This window comes from Synechococcus sp. BA-120 BA3, from assembly GCF_034931285.1.
Classification (GTDB): domain Bacteria; phylum Cyanobacteriota; class Cyanobacteriia; order PCC-6307; family Cyanobiaceae; genus Cyanobium.
The window spans coordinates 1-17,555 of sequence record NZ_JAYGHZ010000265.1; the positions used below are offsets into that span (position 1 = coordinate 1).

The window sequence follows — 17,555 nt, forward strand, 5'->3', positions numbered from 1 at the left end:
CCGCATCCCGGGAGCTCTGCTCCAGAGGTGACAGCACCGCGGTCATGGCGCTGGGCCTGGTCAGTGGCTCGCAGAGGGGGGCCAGATTTCGTGTCGCATCTGGACCAGTTTTCGCTGTCGCCTGACATGTGGTACTGATCGCTTGGGCCCAGGTGTTGTCCTTGTTCACGACCACGGTGATCGCATCGAAGGCCAGCGGCAGTTCGATGAAGGTGATGCCATTGCCTGCGCAGGCTTTCAGTTCCTTGCTACTGATCGGTCGTGAAGCGTTGGCGATCGGGATCTCGCCGGCGCAGAACTGGCGTAGGCCGGCACTGGTGCCCACCTCGCTCAGCTCCAGCTTCACTGTCTTGCCCTGCTCGGTGCTGCGGTAGGCCGTCACCGCCCGCTTGATCACCGGAAACACGGTGCTCGAGCCACTGATCTGAATGGTCGAGGTGGCTTTCGGCTCAGAAGAGTTGCAGGCGGAGAGCAGGGCCGCCAGGGTGGGCAGCAGGCACAGCGCGACGGAACCTAGTTGCTTGGCGCCCATGGCCAGAGAGAGAGGCACCACAATCTGACCCATCAATTCTTGTTGATGGTTAAGGATTGGTTGTCTCGGCTCCGGTCGTGATATTTCTCCGTCACAGGGGGAAGTGATGGCAGTTCTGCCCCCGCAGTGGGCTCTCCCAGGCGAGCGCCAGCCGCGAGACGCCTGTTTGGCCAGCAGCATGGGAAATCTGGGAGCCCGCCGTGCTGCTGAACCCCTTCTGCCCGTTCACCGCGGCAAAGGTTCTCGCCCTCGAGGCCACGTTTTTGGTGCTGCTGACACGGCTCATCATGGCCAAGGTGCGCATCACACCCTTCTCGACCCTGGGCCTCGACCTGCTGATGCTCCAGACCCTTGTGTTCATGGCCGTCAGCGGTGGCCTGGTCCTGGCGGCCGGCGGTACGTCCCTCTATGTCGCCCAGCAGCGCAGGAGCGCTGCGATCTGAGCGCGATCCATGGCAGTTGAGCCGCCCTGCCTGCTCCATCACCAGCCGCTGTGATCAGCGGCAGAGAGCTGCAGGGCGCTACACCGACCGGATGCTGCTGACGGCAGCACTGGGGCCGCGGCACACGCGCACCCGAACCGTGCAATGGGCCGGCCCCAGGTGGTCGATCAGGGCCTCGCGAGCCTCGTGTTGCAGCTCCTCAAGCGTTGGGGCGGTGATGCGGATGGGCAGGGTGTCGGCCCAGGCTTCCAGGGACGGAAGGGTTTGGGCTTTCTCATTCCCCATTCTCCCGCCCAGTTCCATTGCTGTCACTGGGATCTGGGCAGATTTCAGGGCGTCTGTGGAGAAGCGGGCGGTGGGGCTATGCGCGACAGGCTCCTAGGTGCGTCGCAAGGTTTTCATTGGTCTGCGCGGAGTAACGGGTGTCCTGGCTTCTGAGAACCCTTCGGGTCAATCCCTGTAGAAGTTGAGGCGAACGTTTGATTTCCATGGTTTGCCGTGAAGCGAAGCTATATTTGATCACCTTCTTCGGTCGCTCCGCCAAGAGCATCTCCCAGCAGCTTGTCGATCTGATAGGGGCTGGAGTGCTTATGAGAGCCTCTCTAGTCAGGAAAATTGATTTATACAGTTTGAAGCCTGCTGTAGAGTCAGGTTTTTATGGCTATATTGCCCAGCTTGCTGCGGTCAAGTTTCTCCAATTGCGGTTGTCAGGAGTTCGCTGCCTTGCACTGCTGAATTTCTGGCTGCATCATCAGATTGACCAGTGTGGCTCCGGCGTTGCCGGCTGTGGTCGCGAACTGAGAGATTGCTGCCAATGTGGAGCCATCGTAGCGATTGTTGTACGCGTCAGCTAGGCATGCGCAATACCTTGTCTTGTTGCGGATTCCCGGGAAATTGCTTCCTTGGCAGCCGCGGAGGAAGCCATTGCGAAACTGCTGACGCAGCTGGGTATCGGATACCGTTGATGAGGTTGGGTTCTGCTGGGCTTGCACGCCGACTGGAGATGCACTGAGGAGGCTGATACTGAGAAACAAGGTGGCTGTGCGATGCATGGCGGCTGCTTGGTGGTTGTGGGGAGGGGGACGAAAGGCAAAAATGTGTCCGCGGAAACCCGCGCTTACTTTTGCTTAGTGGGGTCGAGCGATACGTTGCCGCCGGGCAGCAGGGTTCGTATTTGTTCCATCATATTCTTGAAGCGTGATTCTTGGTCAGCAAGCTTTTCTTGTAGCTGCTGAATGATCCCATTCTGCCGCTTGTCTTCTTCCTCGGAATTCTTCTTCTCGCTCTCCAGCTCTTCAATCCTCTGCTTCAATAGCGCGATCAATTGTGTAGTGGCCTCGGATGGTTGTGGCCGACTGCTGCCACGAATCTCCTGGGAGGATACGAGTTTTTCGAGTTGCTGTTTAAGGTCATTGATCAGTTGATCGCGTTGGTCTACCTGCTGTCGAAGGGCGATCAGATCGTCATTCACGGCAGCGATCTGCTGGGCCTGGGGGGAGCGGCTCCTGTCAATCTTGCCTAACGGGAAGGAGAAGCCCAGTCGGCCGCCGACAGAGGGTGTGGTTCCGTAGCCGTAGTCCACAGAGGGGGCGTAGGAGAGGGCGCCATTGAGATGTACCCGATCCGCCACGCGCACAGCACAGCCAGCCGCTACGGCGTACTGCGAGCCGAAACCGCCAACCCCGAAGCCGCAACGCACAGGTTCATCATCCTGGAGGGACACCTCGGGAACTGCTGAGAAAGCCGCTGCCATGGCCCCAGTGGTTTCGACTGCCCTGCCGAGCTGGGAAACGGAATTCTCCAGTCGGGGTACCGTCTGGGTCACTGCGGTTTCCACTTGGGGAACGGTGACCCGGGAGGTGCCAGCGTTTCCACTCCCGTCGATGGTGAGCAGCCGCCGTTGACCGGATTGGTATTTGTCAACGGCGAAGTTGTTGTTGTTGGCCAGCCCCGTAAGGCTGACGGGACCAGTGGCGGAAAGCCCACCGTTGATGGTCACGTTGTTGTTGAAGGTGGAGGGGCCGCTCACGTTGAGGCTGCCACCGATATTGGTGGCTCCCGTCACATTCAACGTGTCCACATTGGCACCTCCCTGAACGGTGAGGCCATTGGAAATGGTGGCGCCTCCGTTCAGCACGGTGGGACCGCCAACGGTGAGTCCGTTCTGTACCGTCAAGGCGCCTCCGGTGGCGCTGATCCCCACGGACCGCACCAGGGTGCCATCGCTGTTGGCAGCAACCAGCTCTGTGCCCTGGCCGGCAATGTTGGGCACGGTGACGGTGTCGGTGCTGCGACCGAGCACGATCTGATTGGCGCGTGTGGTGGCGGCACCGGTGCCGAGGGCGGTGGAGCCGGCGAAGCTGGCGTTGGCGCCAGCACCCACGGCAGTGACATCGGTGCCCGAGGCGAAGGCGTCGGTGCCGATCGCCACACCATTGGTGTTGAAGCCTTCGGCTCTGGCGTTGGTGCCGATCGCCACCACATTGCGGCCGTTGGCCGAGGCGCCTGGGCCGAAGGCCATGGCGTTCACACCGTTCGCGGAGGCACCGGCCCCAAAGGCCTGGGTGTTCGTGCCGGTTGAGCGGGCCGCGGTGCCGAACGACTGGGTGTTGGTGCCGCTGGCCTGGGCCCCAAGGCCCAGCGCTGCCGATCCTTCACCGCTCACATTGCTGAGGCTGCCGACGGCGATCGAGCCCAGACCGTTGCTGCTGGCGGCGTTGGCTCCGAAACCGATGGCCACGGATCCATCCCCGTCGGCGACACTGCCCACACCCACTGCGGTGGAACCGTTGCCGTTGGCTTCGGTGAAGGCACCCAGAGCGGTGGCACCGATGTTGGCGTCGGCCCGGGCATTGGCGCCGATCGCGGTGTCGCCAACGCCCAGCGCTTCCGCATTGGGGCCGTAGCAGGAGGAGCCTGCTCCGGTGCGGTTGCAGAAGGTGGAGACATTCGTCGGCAGCGTTGTGACGCGCAGAACGCCATTGACATCGGGTGTGAGCACGTCGACGACGCCGGGCGATCCGGTTCCCGTGAGGGAGGTGAGCTGAACCTCCGTGCTGTTGGTGCCGATGGTGATGCGATTGGGTGCTGTGGCAGCGGCACCGGCGCCGATCGCCGCAGAATCCGAGAAATTGGCACTGGAACCGGCACCGAGGGCAGTGGCGTTGATGCCATTGGCCACGGCACTGGTACCAAGAGCGATCGCACCGTTCTGGTTGGCCAGGGCGCTGCTGCCGAGGGCGGTGGTGCCTGTACCGGTGGCCGTCGTTGCCGCACCGAGGGCGGTGGACCCAATGCCGTTGGCCACCGCATTGGGGCCGTAGCAGACGGCGTTGGCTCCGGTGCCCACGCAGTTCAGACCAGCGATGGCGCTGGGGCTGACGGGAGAGCGCTGCAGGGTGCCGTCGTCGTTGGCGAGGATCAGGCCATTGCCGCTGCCGGAGAGGTTGGGAATGGTGACGGTGTCGGTGCTGCGACCGAGCACGATCTGATTGGCGCGTGTGGTGGCGGCACCGGTGCCGAGGGCGGTGGAGCCGGCGAAGTTGGCCTGAGCCCCGGCACCCAGCGCGGACGCCTCGGGGGCATTGGCGACGGAGCCGGCTCCGAGGGCGGTGGAGGCGGTTCCGCTGGCCTGGGAGAGCGTGCCGACCGCGACAGAGGACGAACCCGAGGCATTGGCGAACGACCCGATCGCGGTGGCTTGGCTGCCCGTGGCTTGACTGTTGAGTCCGAAGGCGCTGGCCCCGGAGTCACTGGCCGTGGCATTGGCGCCCAGTGCCGAGGCGCCGCTGCCGGAGGCATTGGCGGCCGCCCCGATGGCGGTGGAGAAGGCACCATTGGCCACGGCATTGGGTCCGTAGCAGACGGCATCAGCCCCGTTGCCAGTGCAGTTGAGGCTGTTGATGGCGGCGCCGGCGACGGCCGAGCGTGAGAGTGTGCCGTCGCCGTTGGCGAGGATGAGGGCGTTGCCGGTACCTGACAGGTTGGCAATGGTGACCGTATCGGTGCTGCGGCCGAGCACGATCTGATTGGCGCGTGTGGTGGCGGCACCGGTGCCGAGGGCGGTGGAGCCGGCGAAGCTGGCGTTGGCGCCGGCACCGAAGGCTGAGGCATTGACGCCGTTGGCCCTGGCCAGGAAGCCCGACGCTGTGGCTCCGATGCCGGTAGCTGCGGCCTGTTCGCCCACGGCGGTGGCGCCGGAGCCGTTGGCGTTGGCCAGGAAGCCCAGGGCCGTGGAGCCGGCGGTGTTGGCGGTGGCCTGTCTGCCTACGGCGGTGGCGCCGAAACCGGTGGCGTTGGCCTGGGACCCGACGGCCGAGGCGCCTTGCCCCGAGGCGGTGGCATTGCTGCCAAGAGCGGAGGCCCGCTCGTCAGTGGCGTTGGCACCGGCACCGATGGCGGTGGAGAAGTTGCCGTCGGCGACGGCATTGGGCCCGTAGCAGACGGCATCGACGCCGTTGCCGGTGCAGTTGAGGCTGTTGATGGCAGCGCCGGAGACGGCGGAGCGTGAGAGTGTGCCGTCGCCGTTGGCGAGGATCAGGCCATCACCGGTACCCGAAAGGTTGGGGATGGTGACGGTGTCACCGGAGCGTCCGAGAACAATCTGATTGGCGCGGGTGGTTGCAGCACCGGTGCCGAGGGCGGTGGAGCCGGCGAAACTGGCGTTGGCGCCGGCACCGAAGGCCGAGGCATTGGCCCCATTGGCCCTGGCCTGGAACCCGGAGGCCGTGGCGCCGCTGCCGCTGGCGGAGGCCTGGAAGCCGGAAGCGGTGGCTCCCGTGGAGACAGCAGAGGCGCCTTGGCCCAGGGCGGTGGCGCCCTGGCCATTGGCATTGGCCTGGTATCCCGAGGCGGTGGCACCGATGCCATTGGCCCTGGCCTGGGACCCGACGGCCGAGGCGCCTTGCCCCGAGGCGGTGGCATTGCTGCCAAGAGCGGAGGCCCGCTCGTCAGTGGCGTTGGCACCGGCACCGATGGCGGAGGAGAAGTCACCGTCGGCGACGGCATTGGGGCCATAGCAGACGGCATCGGCCCCGTTGCCGGTGCAGTTGAGGCTGTTGATGGCAGCGCCGGCGACGGCGGAGCGTGAGAGTGTGCCGTCGCCGTTGGCGAGGATCAGGCCATCGCCGCTGCCGGAGAGGTTGGGGATGGTGACGGTGTCGGTGCTGCGACCGAGCACGATCTGGTTTTCGCGCGTGGTGGCGGCACCGGTGCCGACGGCGGTGGAGCCTAAGAAGTTGGCCTGGGCGCCGGCCCCGAGGGCGGTGGCGGATCGGTCGGCCCGGGCGTTGAAGCCGATGGCCGTCGCCAATCCATTGGTGGCAGAGGCACTGTTGCCCACTGCGGTGGCACTGGGGCCGCTGGCGTTGGCACGTGCCCCAAGAGCGGTGGCACCGATGCCGATGGCGTTGGCGTTGGCCCCGAGCGCAGTGGCGTCGATGCCATCGGCATTGGCGGCGGCCCCGAGGGCGGTGGAGCCGATGCCAGCGGCAGTAGCGGAGGAGCCCAGGGCTGTGGCGCGGAAGGCGGTGGCTGAGGCGTTGGCACCGACAGCGGTGGTTTGGTCGCCGACGGCCGTGGAGCTGTCACCCAGTGCGGTGGCCTTGACGCCATCGGCGGTGGTGAAGTTGCCGAGTGCGGTGGCTCCAGGCTGATTGGCGAAGGAATCGGGGCCGATGGCGGTGGTGAAGTTGCCGTCGGCGGTGGCAAAGCGGCCGGTCGCTGTGCTGCCGCTGCCGTTGGCCGTGGCATTGGCGCCGAGGGCGGTGGAGCCGGAGAAGTTGGCCTGGGCGCCGGCACCGAACGCGGAGGCATCGGTTGCCCGTGCGGCAGCGGAGCGACCGAAGGCAGACGCGTCGGTGGCGTTGGCCGTGGCCAGGAGACCAGTAGCAGTAGCGCCTTCGCCGTTGGCAAAGGCCTCGCGGCCGGTCGCGGTGGCGCCGCTGCCGTTGGCCGTGGCGCCGAGGCCGGTTGCCGTGGCGCCGCTGCCGTTGGCGGTGGCAAAGCGGCCGGTCGCTGTGCTGCCGCTGCCATTGGCATTGGCATTGGCGCCCACGGTGAGAGCACCGGTCTGGTTGGCGGTGGCACCGGCACCGATGGCGGTGGAGAAGTCGCCGGTGGCGACGGCATTGGGCCCGTAGCAGACGGCATCGGTGCCGGTGCCGACGCAGTTGAGGGAATTGAGGGCGTTGGCGCTGACGTTGGCCGAGCGGATGAGGGTGCCATCGCCGTTGGCGATCACCAGGCCCTCACCGGTACCCGAAAGGTTGGGGATGGTGACGGTGTCACCCTGACGACCCAGCACCACCTGGTTTTCGCGGGTGGTGGTGGCACCGGTGCCGAGGGCGGTGGAGTTGGTGAAGCTGGCGTTGGAGCCGGCACCGAAGGCTGAGGCGTCGGGGCCATTGGCTCTGGCCTGGAAACCGGAGGCCGTGGAGCCGAAACCGATGGCTGTGGCCCTGAAGCCTGAAGCCGTGGATCCAATACCGTTTGCATTGGCTAGCCGGCCCATCGCAGTTGCCCCAGCTCCGTCGGCTCTGGCGTTGGAGCCAAGGGCGGTGGCAGCGGTGCCGGTGGAGTTGGCGTCTCGTCCAACGGCCGTGGCACTGCCGCTGCCTGCGTTGGCGCCTGCACCCAGAGCGGTGGATCCTGCGGCTCTTGCATTGGCAGCCAGGCCCATCGCAGTGGCCCCGTTTCCGTTGGCTTTGGCGTCGCCGCCCAGGGCGGTGGCCCCGATTCCGGTGGCGTTGGCCAGGAAGCCTGTCGCTGTAGCGCCGATGCCGTTGGCGTTGGCCTCACTGCCTGTTGCCGTAGCACCGGTGCTGTTGGCGTTGGCACGTGCCCCAAGAGCGGTGGCACCGGTGCCGTTGGCGTTGGCCAGGAAGCCAGTCGCTGTAACGCCGTCGCCGTTGGCGTTGGCCTGGAAGCCTGTCGCTGTAGCACCGAAGCCGCTGGCATTGGCATCGGAGCCGATGGCGGTGGTGAAGCTGCCGGTGGCGTTGGCGCCCGGTCCGTAGCAGACGGCGTTGGCGCCGGTGCCGACGCAGTTGAGGCTGTTGATGGCAGCGGCGGAGACGGCGGAGCGGGAGAGGGTGCCGTCGTCGTTGGCGAGGATCAGGCCGCTGCCGGCGCCGGAAAGGTTGGGGATGGTGACGGTGTCACCGGAGCGGCCCAGCACCACCTGGTTGGCGCGTGTGGTCGCAGCACCGGTGCCGAGGGCGGTGGAACCGGCGAAGTTGGCCTGGGCGCTGGCACCGAATGCGGAGGCATCGGTTGCGCGTGCTGCGGCTGAGCTCCCGAAAGCGGAAGCATCGTTGGCCAAGGCGTTGGCATTGGTTCCGGATGCCGTCGCCCTGAACCCATCGGCACTGGCGCTGCTGCCGATGGCGGTGGCACTGGCGCCGGTGGCGTTGGCGTTGTCACCCAGTGCGGTGGCGCTGGTGCCGGTGGCGATGGCATTGAAACCCAGTGCGGTGGCGCTGGTGCCGGTGGCGTTGGCGCTGTCACCCAGTGCGATGGCGCTGAAACCGTTGGCGGTGGTGCTGTCGCCTAGTGCGGTGGCGCTGGTGCCGGTGGCGTTGGCGCTGTCACCCAGTGCGGTGGCGCGACTGCCATTGGCTGTGGCCCCTTGGCCCGAGGCGGTGGCACCACTGCCATTGGCTACGGATTCAAATCCAAAAGCTGCTGCACCTGTACCGATCGCCTGGGCCTGATCGCCCAAGGCGGTGGCCGCCACGCCAGTGGCATTGCTGCGGAAGCCGATGGCCACCGATCCGGAGGTGTCGATCAGGCTGGAGTCGGCAACGCTTTCCACGCCGATGGCCACGGTGTTCTGGCCGATCGCGGTGGATCGGTTGCCGAGCGACAGTGCGCCGCTGCCGTTGGCGTTAGCGGCCCGGCCGATCGCAAACGCCCCGTCTCCAGTGGCTGAGCTGCTGTTGGGCGTGCCGCCGCCGTAACTGCCTGGGATGGAGGTGATCTGTGCCTGGGCGGGTGCACCGGAAAGCTGCCCCACGCCCACCAGGGCAGGCGCGAGCTGGCCCAGCACCGCCCAGGCAGCAAAAATCGTCTGGGCCGACTGGCTCCAGCGTCGATTCCTCCCCCCCCTGCGGCGCCTGCCGGTACGCCGGAATCCGCCGAGCTTGAGGGCAAGGGCCAGCAGAACGGCGTTCAGGGGCATAGCTACGGGGAAAGAAGGGAAATTATTGCGAACTACCCAGCCGTTCCACTGGAATATTCAGGATTTCCTTTCAAGTTGCAGCTTTTCCATCGCCGCCCTTCTTGCTTGCTGGTAGGTAGACATTAATGGAATTGGCACAGGGTTTGCTGGGCTCTTTCGAGGGGTCGGTGAGTGATCCCCAGCGGCGTTGTCCCTGTTCCGCCCGCTTGAGGATGCGAGGATGCCAGGGGTACGCTATCGCCAGCGTCCAGCAGTGTGGAACTCCCTTGGTGTATCCGAGCAGCTCCCTGTTGGTGGTGCAACCGGCGCGGCTGCTTGTGCTTCCTATCCCCAAGGTGGCCTCCACCCTGCTCAAGCGGGTCGCCGTGATCGCTGCGGGACGCGAGCCCCCCAACGCCGCTGCCCACGATGAAACCCGACCGGCGCTGGCGATTCACCGGCCCGCGGTGCACGGCCTGCCCAGTCTTGCGGAGCTTCCTCCCGCCGAAGCCCAGGCGCTCCTTGCGGATCCCCACGCGATCCGCCTGGGGGTGACCCGCCACCCTGGCGAGCGGCTGCTGTCCTTCTGGCACGACAAGCTGCACCTGGCCGATCCTGCCTATCTCCCCCTGAACGCTTCGGTACAGGAGAGTGCTGGGCTAGATCCAGCGCTGCCATGCACGTTCGAGGCCTTCGTTGCGTTTCTGCGCCAGCATTGGCACTGGCTGCGGCGCGATGGCCACCTGCAGCCCCAGAACGAGTGGTTTCAGCCCGAGCTGCAGATCAACCATCGCCTTGATCGTAGTGATCTTGTACCAAAGCTCGCTGAGTTGTTGCGTCCCCACCTCACGGCTCAGTTGCAGGCACGGCTGGAGCAGGAAATTCACAACTACAACGCCCATTTTCGCCAGCGCCTCGAACAACGCTGGCCCGAGAGTTACGGCGCTGAATCCCTCAGCACCCTCCAGGAAATCTATGGCGCTGATTTAGATGCCTTTGGCTATGGCCTGCCCCATCCAGGCAAGAAAAGACAGCGGCCCCTGGCCCCCGCCGATCCCGACGCACTCGCCGATCCTCTCCAGCAGTTGCGCGATCGCAATTTCCAGATCGCCGGACTTCAGCGGGATCTTCAGCAGCTCCAACAGGAACTGGCCCTGGCGCGGGACGCCCTCCAGCGCCCGCCCCTGCCCGCGGTGTCTCCCGACCCAGGGGCATGGCCGCCCCATAACCTTCCCGAGGCCGGTCTGTCGCACCTCTACGAGGCACTCACCCAGCAACGACTCCAGGAGGTGATCGATCTGGTGACCGGCCTCCAGGGCCATCCCCACGCTGGGGAGATCGCCTACCTGGAGGGTCTGGCCCATCAGCAGCTCGGGGTGCCGGAGCGGGCGCTGCGCTGTTTCGAAGCCGCCCAGCAGCAGGGTTTCCTCACCCCTTATGTGCTGTTCAACGGCGGCAACTGCTGCCGCGCCCTGGGCAACCCCACCGAGGGCCTGCGGCTCTACCGCGATGCCCTCAGCCAGTTCCCCTCCTTTGTGGAGTGCCGCCACAACCTTGCCCTGGCCCTGATCGAACTGGACCAGCTGCAGGAGGCCGAGCGGGAACTGCGTCTTCTGCTCCGCGACCAGCCTGGTTCGGCGGCGGCGGCCTTCACCCTGGCCAACCTGCTGCGGGAACATCGCCGCGAGCGGGAGGCCGTGGAGGCCTACCGGCTCTGTCTTCAGTTCGCGCCGGCCTATCCCGATGCCTGGAACAATCTCGGTCTGGCCCAGGCGGCGATCGGGGAGACGCAGGCCGCCATGGCCAGCTATCGCCATGCCCTCAGCATCGATGCCGCCTTCCGCCCCTCCCGGCAGAACCTGGCGCAGGCCCTGATGCAGGATCGCCAGCACCAGGAATCCCTGGAGCATTTCACCCAGCTGGCTCAGCAGCCCATCAGCCCGGCCGAGCAGGTGGTGGCCCTGCAGGGGAGGATCAACTGCCTGCTGGAACTCGATCGCTACGACGACGCCCTGGCGCTTGCGGATCAAGCCGAGGATCGGCGGCTGCAGTTGATGCAACGTCTGCATGTCCTGCCCATCCTGTTCCACAGCGAGAAGCAGGTTTCCGCGACACGGCAGCGCTGGCACGATGATCTGGCGGATCTTCTGGCTCTGCTGGATGGATTCTCCCAGGAGGATCCGATCTGGGAGCTGCTGTACTCCCACGCCTGGTCGATCACCAACTTCTATCTCGCCTATCAGATGGAGGACGACCGGCCCCTGCAGGAGCTCTACGCCGCAGTGCTCGACCGTGTGCTGCGGCCGCGCCTCGACCGCTTCATGCAGCCCCTGCCCCAGCGCTCGGTGGCGGATGCCACGCCGATCCGGGTGGGATTGATCTCGGCCCATCTCCACAACCACAACGGCTCCATCTGGGCCCTGGGTTGGCTGGAGGGCATCGCCCAGCGGCCTGATTTCTCCATCTACACCTACAACATCGGTGATCGGGAGGATTCCGGCACCGAACGGTTTGCCGCCCTCGGCACCTATCGCTACATGCCCCTGCGGGCCGAGAATCCCGAGCCCGCCCTGCAGCAGATCCTTGATGATCAACTCGATCTGCTCCTCTACACGGATGTGGGCATGCACCCGGCCAGCAAGGTGATCTCCGTGCTGCAGCTCGCCCCGGTGCAGGCCCTCGGCTGGGGACATCCGATCACGAGTGGATCCACCACGATCCAGTACTTCTTCGGCGCCGATGGCATGGAGCCCCCCGGCAACGAAGACCACTACAGCGAAACCCTGCTCCGCCTCCCCGGCACGGGCCTCAACTACGAGATCCCCGTGGCCCTGCACGATGGGCAGCGGCTTTATGAAGCCTATGACCTCCCCCGGGAACGGCCGCTGCTGCTCTCCACCCAGAGCAGCTTCAAATATCATCCCCGCAACGACTGGACCTTCGCGGAAATCGCAGCCCGGCACCGCGAGGCTCTGATCATCCTGATCGGTCACATGGGCCATGGCAGCATCGCCAAGCGCCTGCATGCCCGCCTGCGACCCCATTTCGAGCACCGCGGTCTGGACATCGACCAGCATGTGCGGATCCTGCCCCGCCTCGATTACGGCGACTACATGGGCCTGTTCGCGATCGCCCATCATGTGATCGACACCATCGACTGGAACGGCGGTAACAGTTCCCTCCAGGCCTTCTCGCTCGATTGCCCCGTGCTCACCTGTCCCACCACCTACATGCGGGGGCGCCACACCGTGGCCATGCTCTCCCTGATGGACATCCCGGAACTGGTGGCCGAAAGCCGGGATGCTTATGTCGAAACTTCCGTCCGGCTGCTGCAGGACGGTGATTTTGCCGCCTCCATCCGGGAGCGGATCCGGGAGCGCAAGCACCGGCTCTTCCAGGATCGAAGCGTGGCGGATGCCTTCCGGAGTGAGGTGCAGCGCATCACCCGACCGCAGGCCAGCGATTCCGATCCCGTGCCGGCCAGCGGCGAGACGGTTTCGGCCGCCGCTTGACCATGGTCCGCTCCACTCCGCCCCTGCGGGCGGAAGATCCCATCCCGGGGTTCCGCCTCTCCAGCTCCGCCGCGGTGGACGCCCTGCAGCGTGATCTCCTGGCGGGAGCCTGCCGGATTCCCCTGCTCCCGCTCGGCTCCGATGCGGTCTATATCTGGGTGCCTGGTAATGGACACCTCCAGCTGCAGTGGGCCTGGTTGCTGGCGTCGGGCTCCTGGCCAGATCCGCAGGATTCAGCCTCTGCCACCGCTGCCGCCGAGGTCCAGACGCTGGCCCTCGCCCACACCCGCTGGCTACACGCCGACCAGCTTGAGGGGCTGGCGGGTCACCGAAGCCTGGTGGCCGTCTGGCGTGATCCGATCGAGCGCTTCGTGGCCGCCTGCCGCCGCAGGCTGCACGCCCTTCCATGTGGCGAGGGCCACGCCACCCCTGTGGAGCGCATGAACCAGGTAGCCCTGGCCCTGGAGCCTTCCTGGCCCCGGGACTGGGACTGGTGTCTGCGCACCCTGCCCCAGAGCCGCTTTCTCAGCGGCCGGGCCGATCTTTACACCACCCTGCTCGATCCGGCCTCCATCCCCGATCTGGTGGCCCACTGGAGCCGGGTGCGTGGCACCCCCATCCCCGGGGCTCCCGCCGAGGAGGCGCAGCCAACGCTGCACGTGGAGGATCTCCTGCCCGAGGCCGTGCAGGCGCTGGAGCGCACCTATGCCGAGGACCGGGCGTTCCTCGCCCTTGCCCGTGCCCGGCTGGGCAGTGCCTCTCCCTTCCCCGGACGATCCTGATGGCCCATCCGGGAGCCGAAGCCTGGTCCGTTCCCGTCCCCTTGCTGGTGGACCGCTCCGATCGGGAGCGGCAGATGTGGTCACGCTGGGTTCTGGGGAGCCACAGCGATCAGTTTCTGCCGGAGATGCAGGCCGCCGTGGAGGGCCTCGACCAGGTAGATCCCATCCTCGCGGGCCGTCCGGTGCAGAACCCTGGTGCCCGGCCCGGCGATCTGATCGTGCTCGCCTGTGAGCGCGGCCGCCATTGCCTGGTGGTGGATCAGCCGCTTCCCTGCCGGGTGGTGCTGTTCGACTGGACCGGCCAGGGCCTCGAGCCCGGCACCAACCCCCACGGCTGGCCGGTGATCAGCATCGCCACCGAATGCAAGGGGCAGCTGATGCAGGAGGCCTGGCAGCGGCTGGAGCCCCCGCCGGAGGGCCACTACATGGCCTTCCTCGACGACGATGTTCTGCTCACCACCTCGGCCATCCAGACCCTGCTGGCGATCGCCCGCATCCATGGCCTCTCCGCTGCCCAGCCCGCCGTGAGCTTCAGCAGTTCCCTCAGCCGCGAATATGGCTGGCTGCGGCAGCGGGTGGGCTCCTCCCTGCATCGTGTGCCGATCGTGGAGATCATGGCCCCCTTCATCCGCAACGATCTGCTCGAGTTGGTGATGCCCTTCGGAGCCGGGGTGCGCAGCGGCTATGGACTCGATCGCTTCGCCCTGCCTCTCTGCGCGGCCCATCTGCAGGACTGGCGCTTTGCGGCGGTGGATCTGGCCCCCCTCACCCATGTGCGCAGCATGGGTTCGCTCGAGATGCGCTTTAGCAATGGCCTGCTCAGCAAGGAAGAGGAACTCCTGGTGCGGCAGCGCCTGATGCGGGCCCTGGCCATGCCGTTCGAAGAATCCATCTACTGGGGGCTGGAGCGGGCGGTTGCGGCAGGGCGGAGCCCCTCTCAGGGCCTGGAGTCGCCATGCTGAACTGGCGGGTTCGCTACAGCCGCATCCTGGAGCGCACTCCGGAGTTGGCGGATCCGCAGCGCAGCGTGCTGGAGGTGGGCTGCGGCCCCGGCGGAATCGCCCGCTACCTCCAGCGCCCGGTGGTGGGGCTCGAACGGGATTTCTGCCAGCCGGACACCCCCTGGCTGGATCTGCGCCAGGGCAGCATCCTGACGCTGCCCTTCGCGGATCGCAGTTTCGATCTGGTGCTCTGTGTGGACGTGCTGGAGCACCTAGCGGCTGAGGATCGCCCCCAGGCCCTGCGGGAGTTGCTGCGGGTCACGCGATCCAGGGCCTGGATCGCCTGCCCGGTGGCCGAGTGGGCCGAGGAGGCGGAACGGGAACTGGAGCAGTGGTACACCGCGCTCCAGTTGCCGGTTCCGGAGTGGCTGGAGGAGCATCGAGCCCGGGGGCTGCCTTCCCTGGTGAGCCTGCTGCAGGAGTTCTTGGCGCTGGGGGTTTCCCCCGGGGTGGAGGTGAACGAATCGATGCTCCAGCACCTGGCCGGTGTGGTGCTGGATGAGGTGGCGCCCTTCAGTCGCCGCTATCTCACGGCTTTGCTGGAGAAATCCGCTGCCGATCCGCCCTTCCATGGCAGCGATCGGGATTGCCCCTACAGCCTGCTGTTCGAGGTGGTGCCATCGGCAGATCCTGATGCCGTAGGCCCGGCCTTGGCCCCGGGGGGAATGGCCACCCGCACGCACACTACGTCCTTATTCCGATCCAGCCTTCACAGTGATTCCCGCAGCCACAACCGCCCGCCGTCGCCGGTGCCGGTGCGGATCCACTGCGTTTCTCACCAGGGAATGCCACGCTTTGGCAGTGACATTCTCACTCCGTTTCTGGTGGGGGCCGCCGCCGATGCCCTGCCGGCGGACACCTCCGTGCTCTCGGATCGTGAGGCGCCGTTGCGGTTGAACAATTCCCGCTGGTCAGAGCTTTCGGCCGTATTCGATGTCTGGCAGCGGGGCCCTCGCAGTGCCTTCGTGGGTTTTTGCCACTACCGCCGCTTTTTTGATCTTCAGCCCCAGGCGGCTCTGGGGCTCGATGAGCGAAGGCTCGCCGCAGCGGAACTGGGTCCGGAGCCGCAACGGCTGCTTGCTCCCCCTCCGGCGGAGTGGCTGGGCGCCAACCGCCTGGTGGTGAAGCGCCCCGTGGTGCAACGCCGTAGCAATGCTGCACTTTATGGTGAGTACCACATTTTTCAGGATCTGCTGCTGCTGCACATGGCTGTGGAAGCGATCGCTCCAGCCCTGACTCCGTACTTCCTGGAAATGATGGGTTCGAATCGTCTCTACAACTGCAATCTCTTCCTCTGCTCCTGGGAGCGCTTTGAGCAGCTCTGCTCCCTCTGGTTTCCGATCCTACAGGCGCTGGAACAGCAGATTCCATCTCGGGAGGCCCGCGTTCCCTATCAGGTACGTGATCTGAGCTTCCTGTCGGAGCGGCTGTTCAGCGCCTGGGTTCTGATGCAGCAGGCGGAGGGGGTGGAGCTGATAGAGCCACCGATCCTCCGGCTGGTCTAGATCATCCTCAGCCGCCGTAGATGAAGGCCTCCACGATTTCGAAGCGCTCCTTTCCGGCTTCGATCCGGTAGAGATCGCCGGTCTTGGTGGCCTTGAAGTGCATGCTGCCGTCCGCCTGGCTCAGGTCAGCCCCCCGGATCCCGGGCCACCCGCGCCTGGCACTGTCCCATGGGCTGGCTGGGGCTCTGGGTGCAGGGCACCGGGCCGCTTGCATCAAAACGCCCCTGACCGGCGCGCTCGGAGCTGGAGGCGCGGTGGCCGCTGCTGAAGCCACCATGGCCTGTGGGAGCTTTGAACGAGAGGATTTCGCAGACGCCGATGGATTTGTCTTTGCCGGTGTAACTGACCCGTGGCGGCTGGCTTCCGCGGGGAGTGATGTCCACAAATACCCCTCCGGACTGGGCGGTGATCTGCCCATCGGGCCGTCGGATCAGCTTCGCCACCTTGCCGTTCACGTACACCTCGCCTTCAGAGCTGGAGTCGGCCGAGATGCTGATGGAGCAGCGAGCAGCGAAGAGAGGCACCTCCGCATTGGCAGTACCGGCTGACAGCGTGGCGCCGGTGATCACGGTGGCTGCAAGGACGAGTGCGGCTTTGTGCAATCTGTAATCGCGTCGCGGAGTGGGGCGGAAGCGGTGGTGTCAACGTCGCTAGGATTGGAGAAGCCCTGGCCATTGGTTTTCCTGATATCTCAGTCGACCAGGCATCGGTCAGTGACAGGTTCAGGCCCTGCGGCGGAGAGGAGCTTGTGCCCGATCCGAACCCTCCGGCAGATATCAGCGCGGCAGCTCTCACGGTTCGCTGCTGGTAGGCCTGGGAGTGATCCGGTCATGTCCCCAGTGACTTCTAATTCGCTCCCGCGTTCCGGTGTCCGTGCCGTCCCCTCCAGGTGATGGCGGCGCGGCACCCGTGAATCTCCCCAATGCGAGGGCTGTTCGGGTGTGCCCCGTGCCGCCAGTGCAGATCCGGGATCAGGAATCCGTCGCGGTCGGCGTAGCGTTTCAGCTTTGCTCCGCAGATGCCCAGTGCTGCCGCTGCCCTTTTCGTGGGAAGCCAGAGTTCCACGGGTGCCGAGCCCGCTGGGGTACGGCGTTTGGGCATGTTGCTGCTCGCTGCTGGCTGTGAGGGTATGGAGCTCAGAACCGGCGCCAGCATGCCGCTTATGCCTTAGGAGAGTCTCTGCTGGCATTCGTCTTGGCGTGCCTTAATTCTTCGTTGAGCTTGCTGCATCGCGGCGTCAATCGTTTCCTCGTCAGTCCATCTTCCATAGTAACCATTGTGGGTCTTTGGACAATGCCCCATTAGTACGGCCGTCGTCCTGGTTGACATCCTGGCCACTTCATGGGCGCGTAGGGCATACCCGTGACGGAAGGAATATGTTGTTATGTGCTCTCCTTTTAATCTGGCCTCAGCCCTGATTGCATTCCAAACAGCCCGACGCCGAAGGTAGGTCGAAACAGCGGTTGCGGCCTCAGTGTCCGACGACCCCCTCTGCCAGGAAACGTACCAGTACAGCTCTGCACGCCCTCGCGTCCGAAACACCCACGGCCAAATCCAAAGCCCATAGCCACACTGAATTTGGGGAGGCCGGGCCATGACCGATGTCATCTTTGGAGGTTCGA

9 protein-coding genes are annotated in these 17,555 nt (G+C 65.7%); 6 read left to right on the forward strand and 3 right to left on the reverse strand.

Features of this window, described 5'->3' with window-relative positions; all coding sequences use genetic code 11:
• The coding region (locus tag VB737_RS09835) for a substrate-binding domain-containing protein (protein ID WP_500312636.1) at positions 1–532 on the reverse strand (532 nt) is incomplete at its 3' end.
• Between the two features lie 200 nt (positions 533–732).
• Between VB737_RS09835 and VB737_RS09840 the strand changes: the two genes are divergently transcribed.
• Both VB737_RS09840 and VB737_RS09845 read left to right on the forward strand, forming a co-directional pair.
• Positions 733–975 (forward strand): hypothetical protein, encoded by a 243-nt coding sequence (locus VB737_RS09840; RefSeq protein WP_500312637.1) that lies wholly within the window; start codon positions 733–735, stop codon positions 973–975.
• Positions 976–1,490: 515 nt separating this feature from the next.
• Positions 1,491–1,829 (forward strand): hypothetical protein, encoded by a 339-nt coding sequence (locus VB737_RS09845; RefSeq protein ID WP_500312638.1) that lies wholly within the window; start codon positions 1,491–1,493, stop codon positions 1,827–1,829.
• Between the two features lie 263 nt (positions 1,830–2,092).
• Here the strand turns inward: VB737_RS09845 and VB737_RS09850 are convergent, their stop codons facing one another.
• Positions 2,093–9,154 carry a hypothetical protein gene (locus tag VB737_RS09850; RefSeq protein ID WP_500312639.1) on the reverse strand — a complete coding sequence of 2,354 codons (7,062 nt, stop codon included), beginning with the start codon at positions 9,152–9,154 and terminating at the stop codon, positions 2,093–2,095.
• 269 nt (positions 9,155–9,423) lie between these two features.
• Between VB737_RS09850 and VB737_RS09855 the strand changes: the two genes are divergently transcribed.
• From VB737_RS09855 to VB737_RS09870, 4 genes are read left to right on the forward strand one after another with little or no spacing between them, the layout of a single operon-like run.
• The gene (locus VB737_RS09855; RefSeq protein WP_500312640.1) at positions 9,424–12,645 is read left to right on the forward strand and encodes a sulfotransferase family 2 domain-containing protein; all 3,222 of its coding nucleotides are present in this window, start codon (positions 9,424–9,426) and stop codon (positions 12,643–12,645) included.
• A 2-nt stretch (positions 12,646–12,647) separates the two neighbouring features.
• The gene (locus VB737_RS09860) at positions 12,648–13,427 is read left to right on the forward strand and encodes a hypothetical protein (RefSeq protein WP_500312641.1); all 780 of its coding nucleotides are present in this window, start codon (positions 12,648–12,650) and stop codon (positions 13,425–13,427) included.
• Positions 13,427–14,389 carry a hypothetical protein gene (locus VB737_RS09865; RefSeq protein WP_500312642.1) on the forward strand — a complete coding sequence of 321 codons (963 nt, stop codon included), beginning with the start codon at positions 13,427–13,429 and terminating at the stop codon, positions 14,387–14,389. The genes VB737_RS09860 and VB737_RS09865 overlap by 1 nt, the downstream gene beginning before the upstream one ends.
• A complete protein-coding gene (locus VB737_RS09870; protein WP_500312643.1) occupies positions 14,383–15,933 on the forward strand; it encodes a DUF4422 domain-containing protein in 1,551 nt (516 codons plus the stop codon). Before VB737_RS09865 ends, VB737_RS09870 begins: the two co-directional genes overlap by 7 nt.
• A gap of 125 nt (positions 15,934–16,058) precedes the next feature.
• Here VB737_RS09870 and VB737_RS09875 read toward each other — a convergent pair whose 3' ends face one another.
• Positions 16,059–16,502, reverse strand: coding sequence for a hypothetical protein (locus tag VB737_RS09875; protein WP_500312644.1), 444 nt, complete (start codon positions 16,500–16,502; stop codon positions 16,059–16,061).
• Positions 16,503–17,555: the final 1,053 nt, after the last annotated feature.